Here is a 15,261-nt window from a genome sequence, read left to right as displayed (position 1 = left end):
CACAAGCTGAAGTGCTGTGCGATCGATTCGATGTCGATATGTGATCGACAACAACCTGCATGCCGCGCACGCCGCTTTACGTCTGCTTTTTCCGGGCGCTCGGATCGTGCCCGGCAGCGGGTTCGATGCGAGCACCGTGGCTGCGGCGAGCACGCCCATCGGCACGAAGGATTCGATCTGCAGCACGACGCCAAAGCGCCGCATTGGTCAGACGAATGCCTTCGTGTTCGGCGACGATTCCTTGAGCGCCGCCAGCAACGCCGGCATCCCGAAGAAGCGATTGTGTCCGCCGAACGCCGCGGTGCTCGCCACGAGCGCGAGCTTCAACGGCAGCACCTGCCCGTACGTCGAGCCGAACAGGTTCGCCGACGTGCCGATGCCTCGCCAGCCGTTGTATGCACCCGCGCTGAACAGCACGACGAGTGCGAACGTCGCCGCATCGAACAGCGACTGCACGAATGCGGCGCCGTTGTTCCGCTCGCTGCCGGGCGCATCGGCGAGCTGCGGCACGACGACGTACGTCGCGATCCTGAATAATCGTGGCGACGTAATGCGAGGCGCGAGCCGTCATTGCTTCTGCAGCTTCACGACGGTAAGCGCGCCATCCACTTCCTCGGCGACAAAATCGATCTTGTCGCCTGTCGCCACCTGCGACAGCATCGCCGGATCCTTGACCCTGAAGACCATCGTCATCGCTTCCATCCCGAGGTTCTCGAGCGGGCCATGCTTGATCGTCAGCTTGCCCGCGGCCGCGTCGACTTTCCTGATTTCGCCGTGCGACATGCCCGCTTTCGCGTCGCCCGCCTGCTGCGCGCCGCCCGTCATGTCCATCCCGCTCATCTCGCCCGCCGCATGCGCGGCGGCCGGGACGGCGAGCGCACAACCGATCGCAATCACCGTCAATACGTTCTTCATGATGTCATTTCCTTCGTTGGGGTGAAAAATGGGCCGGGCGCCGCCCGGCCCGGCAAGACTCAGCGCGCCGGCAATTCGCCGGTGTATTCGTATGCGACGGTTCCCTTCGGATGCCTGAACCATCCCGGGTCCCGAAAGTCGTTGCGGCCGAGGCCCTGCCTGACCTTCACGGCCGTGAACATCCCGCCCATCTCGAGCGGGCCGAACGGGCCCATGCCCGTCATCATCGGCAGCGTGTTGTCGGGCAGCGGCATCTCCATCTCGCCCATCGCACCACCCGTGCTGCCCATCGCCATGTAGTCGGGCACGAGCTTGTTGATCCGCTTCGCGAGATCCTTCTGCGGCACGCCAATCAGGTTCGGCACCTGGTGTCCCATCGCATTCATCGTGTGATGCGACTTGTGGCAATGGAACGCCCAGTCGCCGGGACGGTTCGCGGTGAATTCGATCGCGCGCATCTGGCCGACCGCGACGTCGGCCGTGACCTCCGGCCAGCGTGCGGCGGGCGGAATCCAGCCGCCGTCGGTGCCCGCCACTTCGAATGCATAGCCATGCAGATGAACCGGGTGGTTCGTCATCGTCAGGTTGCCGAAACGAATCCGCACGCGGTCGCCGGCGCGCACCGGCAGCGGATCGATGCCGGGAAACACGCGCGCATTCCACGTCCACATGTTGAAGTCGGTCATCTCGTTGACGCGCGGCGTGAAGCTGCCGGGATCGATGTCGTATGCGGACATCAGGAACACGAAGTCGCGATCGACGGGCATCGCGCCGCGATCCTTCGGATGCACGATGAACGTGCCCATCATCCCCATCGCCATCTGCACCATCTCGTCCGCGTGCGGGTGGTACATGAACGTGCCGGGCTTCTCGAGCTGGAATTCGTAGACGAACGTCTTGCCGGGCGGAATGTGCGGCTGCGTGAGGCCGCCGACGCCGTCCATCCCGCACGGCAGCAGCATGCCGTGCCAGTGGACCGCCGTATGCTCGGGCAGCTTGTTCGTGACGAAGATGCGCACCTTGTCGCCTTCGACCGCCTCGATCGTCGGTCCCGGCGTCTGGCCGTTGTAGCCCCACAGATTCGCCTTCATTCCGGGCGCCATCTCGCGCACGACGGGCTCGGCAATCAGATGGAATTCCTTCCACCCGTTCTTCATTCGCCACGGCAGCGTCCAGCCGTTCAGCGTGACGACGGGTGTGTACGGACGGCCGTTCGGCGGTACGAGCGGCGGCTGCGTCGCGGCCTCCGCCATCGTCGGCGCCTCGGGCAGCGTGGCGGCGCCGGCCTTGCTGACGAGCGCGGCGCCGAGCAGCGCGGCCCCGGAGCCACCGAGAAATGTTCGACGTGACACCATCTTTATTTACCTTCCGGATTCGTGGATGACGCGGGCGGCGCCGCGGGCGCGGCGGCTTGCCCATGTGCGTGTGCGTGTGCGTGTGCGGGAGCCGGCGCGATGGCGGCGGACGCCGCCGATGCCGGGGATGCGATTGCCGGCGCGAACGCAGCCGATGCAGCGGACGAGGTCGACGCAGCCGAGGCGGCGGCCGGCGCGGCCGGGCGCGACTCGCCCGCCGCATCCGCTGCGCCGTGCGGCAGACGCCCGCCGACCGCCTGCTGCAGATCGGTCTCCGCGAGCCAGTAGTCTTTCAGCGCGTCGATATAGCCGTTCACGGCGCCGACCTGGTCGCGCGCGTCGGCGAGCAGCTCGAACACGCTGACGAGCATCCCGTTGTAGCGGAGCAGCATCTCGTCGGAAATCGTCTTGCGCAGCGGCACGACCTCGTCGCGATAGTGCTTCGCGACGTCGTAGCGCGTCACGTAGGCCGCGTACGATTCGCGCACTTCGGAGCGCGCATCGATCGCGGTCTGCGCGAGCCGGTTCGCGGACTGCAGATAGCTCGCCTTCGCGCGCGCGACCTTCGCGCCGCCCCAGTCGAACAGCGGAATCTCGACGCTGATCTCGTAGCCGTGCTCGTGGCCCTTGTCGGTCTCGTAGTTGTCGAGAAAGCCGACGTCGAGCGCGTTGACGAAGCGCGTCGCCTGCGTGAGGCCGAGCGACGTCGCGACACCCTGCGTCCTCAGCTTCGCCGCCTGGATGTCGAGGCGGTTCTCCATCGCGAAGCGCTCGAGGCCGTCGAGCTGCGGCCGCTCGGCGGGCAGATCGGGCAGGCGGTCGGGCAGCTCGTATTCGGCCGACGCTCCCCACAAGCCCATCATGCGCGTGAGCTTCTCGCGCGCCGCCACCGCGCGCTGCCGCGCGTTCGCGAACTGCGCGATCGCGTCCGCGGAGAACGCCTGCTCGCGCGCGTAGTCGAGCCGGCTGAAGCTGCCGGCCTGCCGCATCCGCCGCGCGAGCTCCGCGCCGGCGTCCGCCGAGTCCTTGACCTGCTCCGCATAGGTCGCCGCCTGCGCGGCCGCGACCGCTTCGACGTACGCGCGGCGCGCATCCGCCGCGACCTTCAGCATCGCGTCGGCGGTCTCGAGCTTCGTTTGCTCGAAACGCCGGCCTTCGATCTTCGTCGCGAGCGGCAGCGTCAGAATGCTCAGGACGCCCATCGAAAACGTCCGGCCGATGCTCAGATCGTTGCTCGAACGCGTGCGGCTGAACGTGAAGCCCGGATTCGGCAGCCGGCCGGCCTGCACGAGATCGGCTTCGGACAAGCCGAGCTCCGCGTAGGAAGCCTGGAGCCCGCGATTGTTCAGGAGCGCGATCTGAACCGCGCCGTCGACGCTCAGCGGCTTCGACAGCAGTTCCCGCGTGCGGTGCGCGACCGCGTCGCGATCGGCATCGGTCTTCACGAGCACCGCGTCTTTTCCGAGGCGCTCGGAAGCCGCGGTCGAGACGGCGCCGAAGCCGCCGTCCTTCGAGAACGTCGTGCAGCCCGCGGCGAATGCCAGTACGGCCGCCGCGGCGCAGATCCGGAGGGAAACGAGGCGCGGCGTCATTGGGCGGCTTCCCCGTGCATCGCGCCGTGCCCGCCGTGCGCGGCGGCCGCGCCGTTGCCCGCCTTGGCGGACGGCGCCGCCGCGTTGCGCGGCGGCTCGGCCACCGCGCGGTTCAGTTGCTGCCAGGTCGGCCCGTCGTCGTCGCGGTAGCCGCGGTAGCCGTCGAGCGCGGACGGCGCCACGATGGCGGGCACCGATGCCGCGGCGTCCGCCGGATCGGCGAACATCGTCGCGTGCACGAGCGCCGGCCATGCCGCCGACGCGCCGAGCAGCGCTGCTGAAATCTTTCGCATGAATTTTTCTCGTCATCAGCCGTCCCGGCGGCGCGCATGCGCGCCGTCAGGACGAGTTTGCGTATCGCAGCGAGCGCGCTGCGACCCGAAGGATCAGACGAGAGAGGTTCGGGGCGGCCGTTCGATGCCGTCCGTCAGGAACGACACGGCGCCGGCGTCTTGAGGAAAGGAAGGGATGATGCGCGCGGCGTCGAAGGACGCCGCCGAGACGGAGCCGGCCGGCAGGCCGGCGCCGACGCAGCACGACACGCAGGTCGCGCATGGGTGCGCATGATGTGCGTCGCCCTGGCCGGGATGCCGATGGTCGGCTGCGGCCACGGTCATATCGAGCACGCCGTGACTGCTTTCCGTTCCAGCTTGCAGCAAATGGCGGGCAGGCGCGCCGCCGGCGACGTGCGCGATCTCGCAATTCGCCGAGACGGCCGCCAGCGACTGAACCGGAAGGCTCAGTGCCAACAACACGATAACGAAGAGCTTGCGCCAATATGACATAGGGGCGGAGTCTAGCATGCAGCGACGACGACCGTAAGTGCTTTCCGCACGTCGAAAGGAGCCCGGCGGCGCGACGTCGCCGCATCGGTGCGGCGGAACGTCGAACCGGCGTGCGCCGCGTAGCGCGAATCGCTGCAGTACGCGCCGAGCGTCACCGATGCGAGCTTCTGCTGCGCGGCGATCCGGTAGACGTCGATCGACTTTGCCAACGTACACGCCGCATTGACCGATGCTGTCGAACAGCGTATCCGGCAACGACGTGCGTCCGCTCAAGCCGAAGCGTGCCCGCGCTTCTTCGTGCGACGCGCGCCGCTCGCGCCGGTGCTTCGCGCTGTCGCCCGCTTGCTCGACGGGCGTTTCGTCGAGCCGCCCGCGGCCGGCGCGGCGCTCCCGCTCATCGTCCGCGCGAGCAGCGGCCGCAGTTGCGCGAGCGTGCGCGTATTGAGCACCTGCGCCTTCGTCAGCCAGCCGCGCCGCGCCTGATCGACGCCGATCCCGAGATAGTTCAGGTCTTCGCGGCGATGCGCATCGGAGTCGATCGACACGAGCACGCCGGCCTCGGCCGCCTGCCGGCACCAGACATCGGCAAGATCCAGCCGCCGCGGTTGCGCATTCAGCTCGAGATGGCAGCCGCGCGCGCGTGCATGCTCGATCACGCGGGCAAGGTCGATGTCGTACGCGTCGCGCTCGCCGAGCAACCGCCCCGACGGATGCGCGAGGATCGTGAAAGACGGATGATCCATCGCGCGCAGCACCCGCTCGGTCTGCGCGGCGCGCGACAGATCGAAGTGACCGTGAACCGCGCCGACCACCAGATCGAGCCGCGCGAGCACGTCGTCGGGCAGATCCAGGCTGCCGTCCTCGAGGATGTCGACCTCGACGCCTTTCAGCAGCACGATGCCTTCGAGCGTCTCGTTCAGGCGATCGATCTCGTCGATTTGTCTGGCGAGGCGCTCCGCGTCGAGGCCGTGCGCGACGCCGAGCCGGCGCGAATGATCGGTGATCGCGAGATACTCGAGGCCACGCTTGCGCGCCGCGAGCGCCATGTCCCGCAGGCTGTCCTCGCCGTCGGTCGCGTTCGTGTGCGCATGCAGGTCGCCGCGCAGGTCCTTGCGTTCGACGAGGGCCGGCAGGCGGCCTTCGCGCGCGGCCTCGATCTCGCCCTGGTTCTCACGAAGCTCGGGCGGCACCCAGTCGAGGCCGATCGACGCGTAGACCGACTCCTCGGTCGCACCGGCGACGCGCCGCTCGCCATGGAACACGCCGTACTCGTTGATCTTCAGGTCGCGCGCCTGCGCGATGCGGCGCATGGCAATGTTGTGCGCCTTCGATCCCGTGAAGTAGACGAGCGCCGCGCCGAGCGACGCCGGCGTGACGACGCGCAGATCGACCTGGATTCCGCAGCGAAGCACGACGCTCGAGCGCGTGTCGCCGCTTGCGAGCACGCGCGCGACTTCGTCGTATCCGACGAAGCGCGCCGCCACGTTCGCCGGATCGCTCGCCGTCACGAGAATGTCGAGATCGCCGACGGTCTCGCGCCGGCGCCGGAAGCTGCCGGCCACGAGCGCTTCGCTCACGCCCGGCGTCTCGCGCAGATACGTGAGGAGCGGCGTCAGAGACTGCGTCGCGAACGACAGCAGGAAGCGCTGCGACTTGCGCCGCAGCCGCGCGCCGATCGCCTCCGCGATGTGCGCCTCGGTCTTCTCGCCGAAGCCCGGCAGTCCGCGGATTCTGCCGCTCTCGGCGGCTTCCTTCAGTTGCTCGAGCGTCTCGACGTGCAGCGCGTCGTGCAGCGCGCGCACGCGTTTCGCACCCAGCCCCGGTACGCCGAGCAGCTCGACGATCGCGGGCGGCAGCGCTTGGCGCAGTTGCTGCTGCAGCCCGCACGTGCCGGTCGTCGCGATTTCGCGCAGCTTGCTGGCGAGATCGGGGCCGATCGTCGGAATATCGTCGAGACGCTTCCCGTCGGCGACCATCGCCGCGATGTCGCGGCCGAGCCCGCCGACCGTGCGCGCCGCGTTGCGATACGCGCGCACGCGAAACGGATTGGCCCCCTGTATCTCGAGCAGATCGGCGATCTCGGCAAAGACCGCCGCAAAATCGGCGTTGTGGATCGGCATGTTCGACCTCGCCTTCAGATGGACGGCGGTGCGCGACATGGCGCGTCGGCGCCAGGCGGCTCGCCACGCCGTCGCGCGCATGTGTCGCGCGCTTTCATCTTAGGCCGCGACGAGCATCGGGGCCGTGCGCGAGCGCCGGCGGCGGTGCTGCCGGCGGCCGGCATCGCGATCCGTTCGCTCGACGCCCGGCACGACAGGACCAGCATAGGCGGGGCGCGGGGCACGTCGTTGCGCTGGATCAATTCGATCGATGTCGCATATTTCGAGCGCGCTCGCGCAGCCTAAGCATGCGCGCGACGCCGGGCAAAACGGTGCGGGGATGCGCACGGCGCGATCGGGATCGATTCCAGATCAGGACAACGAAGCTCGGCCGGCAATTTGTATTTTTTTCATGAAGCGGCGGCCCCAGCTGGCGCGTCGGCCTCCATTGAGCCCCGCGATTCCCGAGGCGGTATCACACCGCACCGAAGCCGCGCGTCGAGCGATCCGATCGCGGCCAATCGACGATCGCGCCCGAAAAGGCGGACGCCGCGAGGCGAATCACTTCTGCGGATATCTCGGCGAAAATCGCGCGACACCCCGTCTGAGCGCGTCGTTCAACGGCTCGGAATAGCACCTGAACACGCGCTCTGCGACGAGCGCCGACACACCCACGTAAAAGATCAGCCACTGCGGCTTTGCGTCCACGCCGATCATCTCTCGCGTGACGAACTCGCGCAGAATGCCCAGCACGACGAAATGAAACAGGTACAGCTCATAGCTCCGCTGTCCGAATCAACGGATCAAGCGGAGCGCCGCATGCGGCGCGTTTGCCTCGTCATGCGATCCATCCCTGAAGCTGCACAGCAGAGTCGCGGTGCAGAACGCGACGACCGACACGCCCCACACGACGTTTTGCATGATCGGCCCGCACGGGTAGACGACTGCGATCGCGGCGGCGGCAATCGCCCGGATCGCCGGCTCCGGCCGCGCGAGATTCGGCGCAATGGAAGCAGCGCCGCGCAGCATCCCATCGCGATCGCGTCGAAGCACGATCCGTAGCCGTACAGCGCGACGATTTCGTCGTGCGCGTGCAGGCTTCGGTAGATTGGCCCGACGACGATCGGCACGCACAGGAACAGCACGATGTAGCGACGTCGCCGCAGCAGCAGGCAGAGGATCGGGAACGCAAGATAGAACGCCTCCTCGACCGACAGCGACCACAGGATGTTCATCGCGTAATTGAAATAGCCGCCTTCGCCATCAGCACGTTGTGCCAGAAGGTCAGCACCGACAGCACCGCGACGAGCGTGCTCGCGGTGTCCGGCTTGTCGACGAACGAGCGCAGGCCGAGCGAACCGAGCGCCACGATCGCGAGCAGGACGAGCATGAGGCACGGCACGATCCGCGACGCGTGATACCCGTAGAACGTCGCCGGCTCGATCGCGCCGAGCGAGCCGAAGCGCCGGATCAGCGTCGACATGATCAGGAACCCGGACACGGCGAAGAACATCGTGACGCCGTAATTGCCGTTTCGCGCGACCGCCTTGAGCGCATCCGACAGAAACGGCGAATCGATCGGCGTGACGTTCAGCCGGTACGTCAGATGAAAATGCAGAATCAGGACGAGCAGGATGGCGATCCCGCGCAACAAGTCGACACCGTCGTTTCTTCTTTTCGATTCCATCGTTTTCGCATTTCACGCCGAAGCGATGGCCGGCTCGCCGCGTGCGCGCCGTGTTCGATACGAGCGCGGTTTTCGCCGGCCGTGCTTCAAATGACGACGAACGGGCCCGCTGTTTCCGTGCGGGCGAGCGCGTGCGCCGAGGCGCCCGCGCGACAGCGCGCATCGCCCGGATGCGATACGGCGCAATGGGTGCCGCGCGTTTGTTCGGCCGGAAAAATCCTCATTCCGTAAAAATAAAAACGATCGTTTCAAATTAAATAATTTGGATGAGGAATATTTCCTATGTCACTGTAATTGCTAACGTAATGTCCCGTTACTATAATCGATCCAAAGCTCGAATCCAATAATTGGGGCACCATGAAAGCGACACCGTTTTCCTCGTTGAAAGCGATGTGCGAAACCGTACTTCGTATCTCGAAGTGGGCGGTGTTGCCGGTTGTCCTTGCCGCCGTACTCGCCGTTGCGTCGTTCGACGCGCAGGCGAAATCCTTCGTGCCGAAGCGGCATCCCACGGCTTCCGCGTCCATCAGGAAAGCGAGTTTTCATCCGCAATCGGGCCATGCATCGCTCGTGGGGCGCGCAGTCGCCACGCGCCATCTGAAAGCCGGCCGCTACAGGCTGGCAGGCGGCGTCCACCGGGTCACGTTCTCGCCGCGCGCGCCGCTGAGCGCCCGCGCGTTCGAGCCGCACAATGCGTCACGGCCGTTCGGACTCCGTTCGAACATCGCCTACATGATCGACCAGCATACCGGCGAAACGCTGTTCGACCGAAATTCGCAATCGGTCGTGCCGATCGCGTCCGTGACGAAGCTGATGACCGCGATGGTCGTGCTCGATTCGAAGGCCCCGCTCGAAGAGCAGATCGAAGTAACCGACGACGATCGCGATCAGGACAAGTTCACCGGCTCGCGCCTCGCGATCGGCTCGACGCTGAGCCGCGACGACATGCTTCACATCGCGCTGATGGCGTCCGAGAATCGCGCGGCGGCGGCGCTGTCGCGCTACTACCCGGGCGGCCGGCAGGCGTTTGTGGATGCGATGAATCAGAAGGCGCGATCGCTCGGCATGACCGATACGCATTTCGAGAATCCGACCGGGCTATCGAAATACAATGTGTCGACCGCGCGCGATCTCGCGAAGATGGTCAAGTCGGCTTACCAATATCCGCTGATCCGGCAGTATTCGACCGACCTGAAATACGAAGTCGACACGGGCCGCCGTACGCTCTACTACCACAGCACGAACATTCTGCTGCGCAACGAAGACTGGGACATCGGCGTGCAGAAGACGGGCTATATCAGGGAGTCCGGCATTTGCCTCGTGATGCAGACGACGATCGACGGGCGCGAGGTCGTGATGGTGCTGCTGGATTCGGCCGGGCGTCACGCCGATTTCTTCGACGCGGCGCGGCTGCGCACGATGCTAACGTCGGGCGGCGCGCACGTGACGGAAGCGAATTCGGCGACGGGCGGCAACTGAGCCGAACGGGTTCGGACGGCGGCGCACGTTCGTTGTCGACGCGACACGCGCGGCGGCGACGTTCGACGAACTCGCGTCGCCACGCGCGCCACGCCGCACGGCCGCACAACGCCGTGAACGTGCCGCCGTTTGTCGCCACATGAACTGCGAGACGACGCTCGATCGTGCCGGGCAGTCGTTCGCGCAGCGCATTCTCATCGCCGCTCGGCAATCCTCATGATCGCGCCCACGTTCGGCTTCGCGCGAAGGCCATCGACCGCGCGCCGCTCGTGCGTCTCATGCGCTTGCGATGGGCTCGTCGAACGTCGTCTTGAAATGCGCGGCGAACCGGTCGAGCTGATCGGCCGGCAGATGATTGACCCCGGCCGCGCACTTGCGTCCGCCACCCGTTTCGAAGCCTCGGCAGAAATCGTCGGCGCCGAGCGTGCTGTTCACCGGGACGCGCACGCTGACGACGTAGCCGCCGTCCGTCTTCGGACTCAGGATCGCCAGCGCGCACGCCGGATGGCTTTGCACGACCTCGTTCGCAAGCACGCCGGTCACGCGGCGCGCCCAACTCTCCGGCGGCAGCACGAGCATGATCGCGTGCGGCGTCGCCACTTCCGGGCGCACCGCGCGCGCCCGGCGCAGATCGTCCCGGTATCCGTCGCTCAGCACGCGCAGCACGTCGGTACTGCCGATGAAGTCGAGCGGGTCCGCGAATGGCTGCATCGTTTCCGCCAAGGCGGCGGGATCGAAATGCAGGTCGGCGACGCGCTCGCCGTACGCGTTGTAGTTCAGGCACTGTCCGAGCTGCGCGAGCCGCTCGAGCGCCACCGGCTCGACGCGATGCGCAAGCGCGAGCGCGTGACCGAGCTGCGGCAGCGCATCGCCGAACGCCGCGACGATCGCCCAGCGCGCGTGGCGCCCTTGCAGGTATCGATCGACGATCGCGCTCGTGCAGACGTCCGCGGCGGTATCGATGTACGCATGGAAGTTCGGATGGCCGGGCAGCGCGCCCGCGAAGTGATGATCGAAGTAGCGCAGACGCGCACCCGCCGCGAGCAGTCGCTCGACGTCCGCGCGGTTCTGGTCGTGCGACACGTCGAGGACCGTGACTTCGTCGCCCGCCGCGGCCGACACGCGATCCAGCAATCGGACATCGCGCTTGACGCCCGTCACGAGCGTGCCTCCCGGTCCTTCGGCGAGACGCAGCTGCTGCAGTGCGCACAGGCCGTCGGCGTCGCCGTTGAATGCGAAGATTCTCGTCGGCGGCGTGCGCCCGGCGCCGCCGGCGTTTTCGTGCATTGCCGCTTGCGGGCCGTGATTTCCGCGACGGGCGATACCGGAATTCAAAATGTGCCTCCACAAAGCAATCGATCGGCGCTCGACGCGTTTCGCCGGAACGAAGCGCCGTGCGTGAAGAGCGAACGCCGGCTGTCGCCTCGCGCCGTGTGGCGCTGTATGGCACGTATAGCGCCGATTGCGCGCCGCGCGCCGCGTGACGAATCGCAACGCCACGATTGTATCGTTTCGCCGGCCGACGATCGCGTCGGCAATGCTTGCTCCGGCGACGCATCCGACACCTGACGAGCCACGGCCGAGGCCAAGCGTTTCACTTCGCTTCGCACGCCACGCTTGCTCCCTTGCGCCGTCACGCCCGCCGAACGTGAAGCGCCATCCCCGACCGCCGCCCGATCCCGGCCAAGCCGGCACACGAGCGCGCGCCGCGTGCCGCCGCCGGCACCCGCGCCCGGCGCCCGCTCGCTCACGCAGCCGTCGACGCTTCCGTCAGAAACGGCGCGACGTGCCCCATCGCCCGCGACACGTAATCCTCCTTCTCGCCGACCGGCGCGACGTAATGCAGCGCGCGCTCCGCGGCTTCCCGCCCTTCGAGACGCGCGATGACCCACGCGGCAAGGTAGTGCGACGCAAGACAGCCGCCCGCGGTCGCGACGTTGCCGTTCGCGAAGAACGGCCGGTTCAGCACGTCGACGCCGGCTTCCTGCACCCACGGCTTCGTCGTGAGATCGGTGCACGCCGGCACGCCGTCGAGCAGCCCCAGTTTCGCGAGCACGAGCGTGCCCGAGCATTGCGCCCCCAGCAGCTGCCGCGACGGATCGAGCCGAAGCTGCGCGATCAGCGCGGCATCGGCGACGATTTCGCGCGTCCGCATCCCGCTGCCGACGAGGACCGAATCGGCATCGCTCGCGTCGCGCAGCGACGCCTGCGCTTCGATCGCGACGCCGTTCATCGACCGGACGCGGGCGGTCGGACTCGCGATCGACACGCGCCAGCCCGGCTTCTTCACGCAGTTGAGAATGCCGAGCGCGATCAGCGAGTCGAGCTCGTTGAAGCCTTCGAAAGTCAGGATTGCGATATGCATGACATGGTCTCCGGTGAGTGTCGATTGCGACGACGCATCGTATGTCCGAAAATCAATACAATCAAATAATTGTCATGGATACATCGGCACATGGCCCACGCCCGCTACAAACACCTCGTCGACGCGCTCGCCGCCGACATTCGCTCGGGCCGCCTGCCGCCCGGCACGCGCCTGCCCACGCATCGCCGGCTCGCGGCCGACGCGGGCCTCGCGCTCGTCACCGCGACGCGCGTTTACGCGGAGCTCGAAGCGATGGGGCTCGTCAGCGGCGAAACCGGCCGCGGCACGTTCGTCCGGGAAACCGCGCTGCCGCGCGGGCTCGGCATCGATCAGCACGCGGCCGCCGCCGGCATGGTGGATCTCGGTTTCAACTATCCGTCGCTACCCGAGCAGGCCGAGTTGTTGCGAAGCGCGCTGCGGCGGCTCGCGTCGTCCGGCGACCTCGATGCGCTGCTGCGCTACCAGCCTCACGGCGGACGGTGGCACGAGCGCGCGTCGGTCGCTCGCCATCTCGCCTGCCGTGGCCTGTCGGTCGACGCGGAGCGCGTGACGATCGTAAGCGGCGCGCAGCACGGGCTCGCCGCGACGGCGATGGCGCGCTTGCGCCCCGGCGACGTCGTCGCGGCCGACGCGCTGACCTATCCGGGCTTCAAGATCGTGGCCGACGCGCAGCGTCTCGAGCTCGCGCCGATTCCGGCGGCCGGCCAGGGGCCCGATCTCGACGCGCTCGAGCGGCTCTGCCAAAGCCGCCGGGTGCGTGCGGTGTACACGATGCCGACGCTGCACAACCCGCTTGGTTGGGTGATGAGCGCGCATCGGCGGCGGCGGCTGGTCGCGATCGCGCGCCGCCACGGGCTGCTGATCATCGAGGACGCCGCGTATGCGTTCCTCGCCGACAACCCGCCCGCGCCGATCGCGGCGCTCGCGCCGGAGGCGACCGTCTACGTCTCGGGGCTGTCGAAGAGCGTCGCGACCGGGCTGCGCGTCGGTTTCGTCGCGGCGCCCGCACCGTGGGTGCCGGCGATCGAGCGCGCGATCAGGGGCACGACGTGGAACACGCCCGGCGTGATGACGGCGATCGCCTGCGGCTGGCTCGACGACGGAACCGTCGCGCGCCTCGAGGCGGAGAAGCGCCGCGATGCGGCCGCCCGGCAATCGATCGCGAGCGACGCGCTCGCCGGATTGCGGTGCGTCCGTCATCCGGCGTCGTATTTCCTGTGGCTGCCGCTCGCCGAAGAAACGCGTGCCGACCAGGTGGCGATGGCGTTGATGCGCGAGCAGGTCTCGGTGTCGACTGCCGAGCCGTTCGCGACGTCCGCGCACGTGCCGCATGCGATTCGCGTCGCGCTCGGGTCCGTGGATACGGAAACGCTGCGCGACGCGTTGGGCAAGGTCAGGCGGGTGATCGACGCGTATTCGCATTGAGACGGTCGCTGGATCGATTTACGCCTTTTCCGACGGGGGTCGGAGCCGAGATCGCGTACTCAGCGTTGAATACAACCGGCATGACCGATTACGGCGGTTTCGAATCAACCAGACTTGCGCGCGCAACTGACCGATCCGCGCCGACCATCTCCACGCGCAGCGCGGCTGTCCCGACCGAGAATCCGACTGACGTGCCACATGGCTTCGCCGACGGCACCCGCAGCGGGCGGGCGCAGCCGTCAGGTCAGATGATCGGACGCAACGACATGCATGCCCGGCTCCGGATTCAGCGCCGCCTCGATCAGCGCGCGCGCAATCCGGGGCGCCGGGTTGAGCCGCCAGCCGCGCGGCAGCAGCGGTCCGAACAGCGTCAGCGCGCACACCGCGGCGCGTTCGCCGAGGCGAAACTCGTCACGGTGCCCGCCGATCAGGCCCGGCCGCACCGCCGTCAGCGAAGCGAACCCGAGACCGGCCAGATCCCGCTCCAGTTCGCCCTTCACGCGGCTGTAGAAGAAGCGCGACGATGCGTCCGCGCCGACGGCCGAATTGAGCACGTAGGCCGGCGTGCCGTGCTGCCGCGCGATGCGCGCGACGGCAAGCGGATAGTCGTGGTCGACCCGCCGGAACGCCGATTGGGAGCCGGCCGCCCGCATCGTCGTGCCGAGCGTGCAGATCACCGCGTCCGCGCGCCACCACGGCGCGTCCTCGGGCAGGTGATCGAAGTCGACGCGTGGAGCCTGTAGCTTCGGATGCGCAGGCAACGCGCGGCGAGCGAGCGCGACCACACTGTCGACGCGTGGCTCGGCAAGCGCCAGGTCGAGCACGTGGCGGCCGACGAGTCCGGTCGATCCGACGAGAAGCAGCTTCATCCTGATTTCCTCAGAGTGGGTGATGCTCCAGATACTCGAACGGCGCTATCGGAATGCGCTTTTCCGAGTCGCACTCGATTCTCGCGCCGCAGTGGAGCGATGCGCGACATGACGGGCTGAGGCGAGCCGGCCGACTCGCCGTCGGCTTGGTATGGCGATTCGAATTCTACAGCGTTGCCGGGATGCGCCCGCGAATCTGCGGCAAAGCGGCTCGCCGCGTCGCCGACGAGCCCGAACGGGCGTCGAAGGACGATTCGGCGAATGATCGATCGTCACGCTCGATGTCACGTGCGAAGCGCAGCAATGAAAATCCAGATCCGCTCGCCGTAGCTCGCGGAGGCCGGATCGCGCCACGAGACCTCGATCGAGCTTTCCGTCCGTCGCCCCCAATGGCGGACCGCCGGCACGCACGACGACGGCGGCGCGGCGCTCGTCTTCGGCGCGATCGGATCGAGCGGCTCCGCATCGCATCGGTTCGCATGCGCGAACGAATATGCCGCGCGCGCGGCGGATTCGCGATACCGGCAAGCGGCCAGCAACGTGGTCAGGACGCGTTGCCGCCGATCGGCGTCAGTGGAATCCACCATCAAGACCTCCTTCAAAGCCGGCGCATGTGCAACGCCCACGCCGGCCGGACTCGCCGGCCCGCTCGCCGACTGCCTGCCCGCCCGGCGCGGGCGCGCGACCGCG

General features: G+C 67.6%; 13 protein-coding genes and 2 pseudogenes. 3 read left to right on the top strand and 12 right to left on the bottom strand.

All coding sequences use genetic code 11. The features are described from left to right. Positions 1 to 102: 102 nt before the first annotated feature. The 7 genes and pseudogenes from WS62_RS09380 to polX all read right to left on the bottom strand — a co-directional run. A pseudogene (locus tag WS62_RS09380) lies at positions 103 to 528 on the bottom strand (CopD family protein); the annotation flags it as partial. Between the two features lie 39 nt (positions 529 to 567). Further along, entirely contained in the window at positions 568 to 915 is a 348-nt protein-coding gene (locus WS62_RS09375; RefSeq protein WP_066570497.1) for a copper-binding protein, read from the bottom strand. A 59-nt stretch (positions 916 to 974) separates the two neighbouring features. Beyond that, entirely contained in the window at positions 975 to 2,276 is a 1,302-nt protein-coding gene (locus WS62_RS09370) for a copper oxidase (protein ID WP_066570494.1), read from the bottom strand. Beyond that, positions 2,273 to 3,862 (bottom strand): TolC family protein, encoded by a 1,590-nt coding sequence (locus WS62_RS09365; protein WP_066570491.1) that lies wholly within the window; start codon positions 3,860 to 3,862, stop codon positions 2,273 to 2,275. The genes WS62_RS09370 and WS62_RS09365 overlap by 4 nt, the downstream gene beginning before the upstream one ends. Further along, the gene (locus WS62_RS09360; protein WP_066570488.1) at positions 3,859 to 4,155 is read right to left on the bottom strand and encodes a hypothetical protein; all 297 of its coding nucleotides are present in this window, start codon (positions 4,153 to 4,155) and stop codon (positions 3,859 to 3,861) included. Before WS62_RS09360 ends, WS62_RS09365 begins: the two co-directional genes overlap by 4 nt. 93 nt (positions 4,156 to 4,248) lie before the next feature. Then, positions 4,249 to 4,647, bottom strand: a complete 399-nt coding sequence (locus tag WS62_RS38780) for a hypothetical protein (protein ID WP_066570486.1) — start codon at positions 4,645 to 4,647, stop codon at positions 4,249 to 4,251. A 269-nt stretch (positions 4,648 to 4,916) separates the two neighbouring features. Beyond that, positions 4,917 to 6,767 carry a DNA polymerase/3'-5' exonuclease PolX gene (gene polX / locus WS62_RS09345; RefSeq protein ID WP_066570480.1) on the bottom strand — a complete coding sequence of 617 codons (1,851 nt, stop codon included), beginning with the start codon at positions 6,765 to 6,767 and terminating at the stop codon, positions 4,917 to 4,919. 250 nt (positions 6,768 to 7,017) lie between these two features. On the opposite strand from polX, the gene WS62_RS37355 reads away from it, so the two are divergent. Further along, positions 7,018 to 7,380, top strand: coding sequence for a hypothetical protein (locus WS62_RS37355; RefSeq protein ID WP_197422804.1), 363 nt, complete (start codon positions 7,018 to 7,020; stop codon positions 7,378 to 7,380). Here the strand turns inward: WS62_RS37355 and WS62_RS09335 are convergent. Continuing rightward, positions 7,308 to 8,433: pseudogene (locus WS62_RS09335) on the bottom strand (acyltransferase family protein). The gene WS62_RS37355 and the pseudogene WS62_RS09335 sit on opposite strands and share 73 nt — an antisense overlap. A 357-nt stretch (positions 8,434 to 8,790) precedes the next feature. Here WS62_RS09335 and pbpG point away from each other — a divergent pair. Further along, positions 8,791 to 9,912 carry a D-alanyl-D-alanine endopeptidase gene (gene pbpG, locus WS62_RS09330; RefSeq protein ID WP_197422802.1) on the top strand — a complete coding sequence of 374 codons (1,122 nt, stop codon included), beginning with the start codon at positions 8,791 to 8,793 and terminating at the stop codon, positions 9,910 to 9,912. Positions 9,913 to 10,188: 276 nt separating this feature from the next. Here the strand turns inward: pbpG and WS62_RS09325 are convergent, their stop codons facing one another. Further along, a complete protein-coding gene (locus WS62_RS09325; RefSeq protein WP_066570472.1) occupies positions 10,189 to 11,199 on the bottom strand; it encodes an acetyltransferase in 1,011 nt (336 codons plus the stop codon). A 460-nt stretch (positions 11,200 to 11,659) separates the two neighbouring features. Next, positions 11,660 to 12,277 carry a DJ-1/PfpI family protein gene (locus WS62_RS09315; protein WP_066570468.1) on the bottom strand — a complete coding sequence of 206 codons (618 nt, stop codon included), beginning with the start codon at positions 12,275 to 12,277 and terminating at the stop codon, positions 11,660 to 11,662. A gap of 90 nt (positions 12,278 to 12,367) precedes the next feature. Here WS62_RS09315 and WS62_RS09310 point away from each other — a divergent pair, with 90 nt between their 5' ends. Next, positions 12,368 to 13,702, top strand: coding sequence for an aminotransferase-like domain-containing protein (locus WS62_RS09310; RefSeq protein ID WP_066570466.1), 1,335 nt, complete (start codon positions 12,368 to 12,370; stop codon positions 13,700 to 13,702). A gap of 239 nt (positions 13,703 to 13,941) precedes the next feature. Here the strand turns inward: WS62_RS09310 and WS62_RS09305 are convergent, their stop codons facing one another. Together WS62_RS09305 and WS62_RS36140 are read right to left on the bottom strand one after the other, a co-directional pair. Further along, complete coding sequence (locus WS62_RS09305) at positions 13,942 to 14,571, bottom strand: NAD-dependent dehydratase (RefSeq protein ID WP_066570464.1); 630 nt, start codon at positions 14,569 to 14,571, stop codon at positions 13,942 to 13,944. A gap of 284 nt (positions 14,572 to 14,855) precedes the next feature. Further along, positions 14,856 to 15,158 (bottom strand): hypothetical protein, encoded by a 303-nt coding sequence (locus WS62_RS36140; protein ID WP_156440920.1) that lies wholly within the window; start codon positions 15,156 to 15,158, stop codon positions 14,856 to 14,858. Positions 15,159 to 15,261 lie beyond the last annotated feature (103 nt).

The organism is Burkholderia sp. ABCPW 14, assembly GCF_001523835.1.
Taxonomy (GTDB): Bacteria; Pseudomonadota; Gammaproteobacteria; order Burkholderiales; family Burkholderiaceae; genus Burkholderia; species Burkholderia mayonis.
The sequence above is the reverse complement of the archived record's forward strand: the minus strand, read 5'-3'. Positions and strand labels throughout refer to the sequence as shown.

Coding starts and splice junctions, on each gene's coding strand:
- polX (WP_066570480.1), bottom strand. CDS start 6,767: ATGCCGATCCACAACGCCGATTTTGCGGCGGTCTTTGCCGAGATCGCC.
- WS62_RS36140 (WP_156440920.1), bottom strand. CDS start 15,158: ATGGTGGATTCCACTGACGCCGATCGGCGGCAACGCGTCCTGACCACG.
- WS62_RS09375 (WP_066570497.1), bottom strand. CDS start 915: ATGAAGAACGTATTGACGGTGATTGCGATCGGTTGTGCGCTCGCCGTC.
- WS62_RS09325 (WP_066570472.1), bottom strand. CDS start 11,199: ATGCACGAAAACGCCGGCGGCGCCGGGCGCACGCCGCCGACGAGAATC.
- WS62_RS37355 (WP_197422804.1), top strand. CDS start 7,018: ATGTCGCATATTTCGAGCGCGCTCGCGCAGCCTAAGCATGCGCGCGAC.
- pbpG (WP_197422802.1), top strand. CDS start 8,791: ATGAAAGCGACACCGTTTTCCTCGTTGAAAGCGATGTGCGAAACCGTA.
- WS62_RS09305 (WP_066570464.1), bottom strand. CDS start 14,571: ATGAAGCTGCTTCTCGTCGGATCGACCGGACTCGTCGGCCGCCACGTG.
- WS62_RS38780 (WP_066570486.1), bottom strand. CDS start 4,647: ATGTCATATTGGCGCAAGCTCTTCGTTATCGTGTTGTTGGCACTGAGC.
- WS62_RS09365 (WP_066570491.1), bottom strand. CDS start 3,862: ATGACGCCGCGCCTCGTTTCCCTCCGGATCTGCGCCGCGGCGGCCGTA.
- WS62_RS09310 (WP_066570466.1), top strand. CDS start 12,368: ATGGCCCACGCCCGCTACAAACACCTCGTCGACGCGCTCGCCGCCGAC.
- WS62_RS09360 (WP_066570488.1), bottom strand. CDS start 4,155: ATGCGAAAGATTTCAGCAGCGCTGCTCGGCGCGTCGGCGGCATGGCCG.
- WS62_RS09315 (WP_066570468.1), bottom strand. CDS start 12,277: ATGCATATCGCAATCCTGACTTTCGAAGGCTTCAACGAGCTCGACTCG.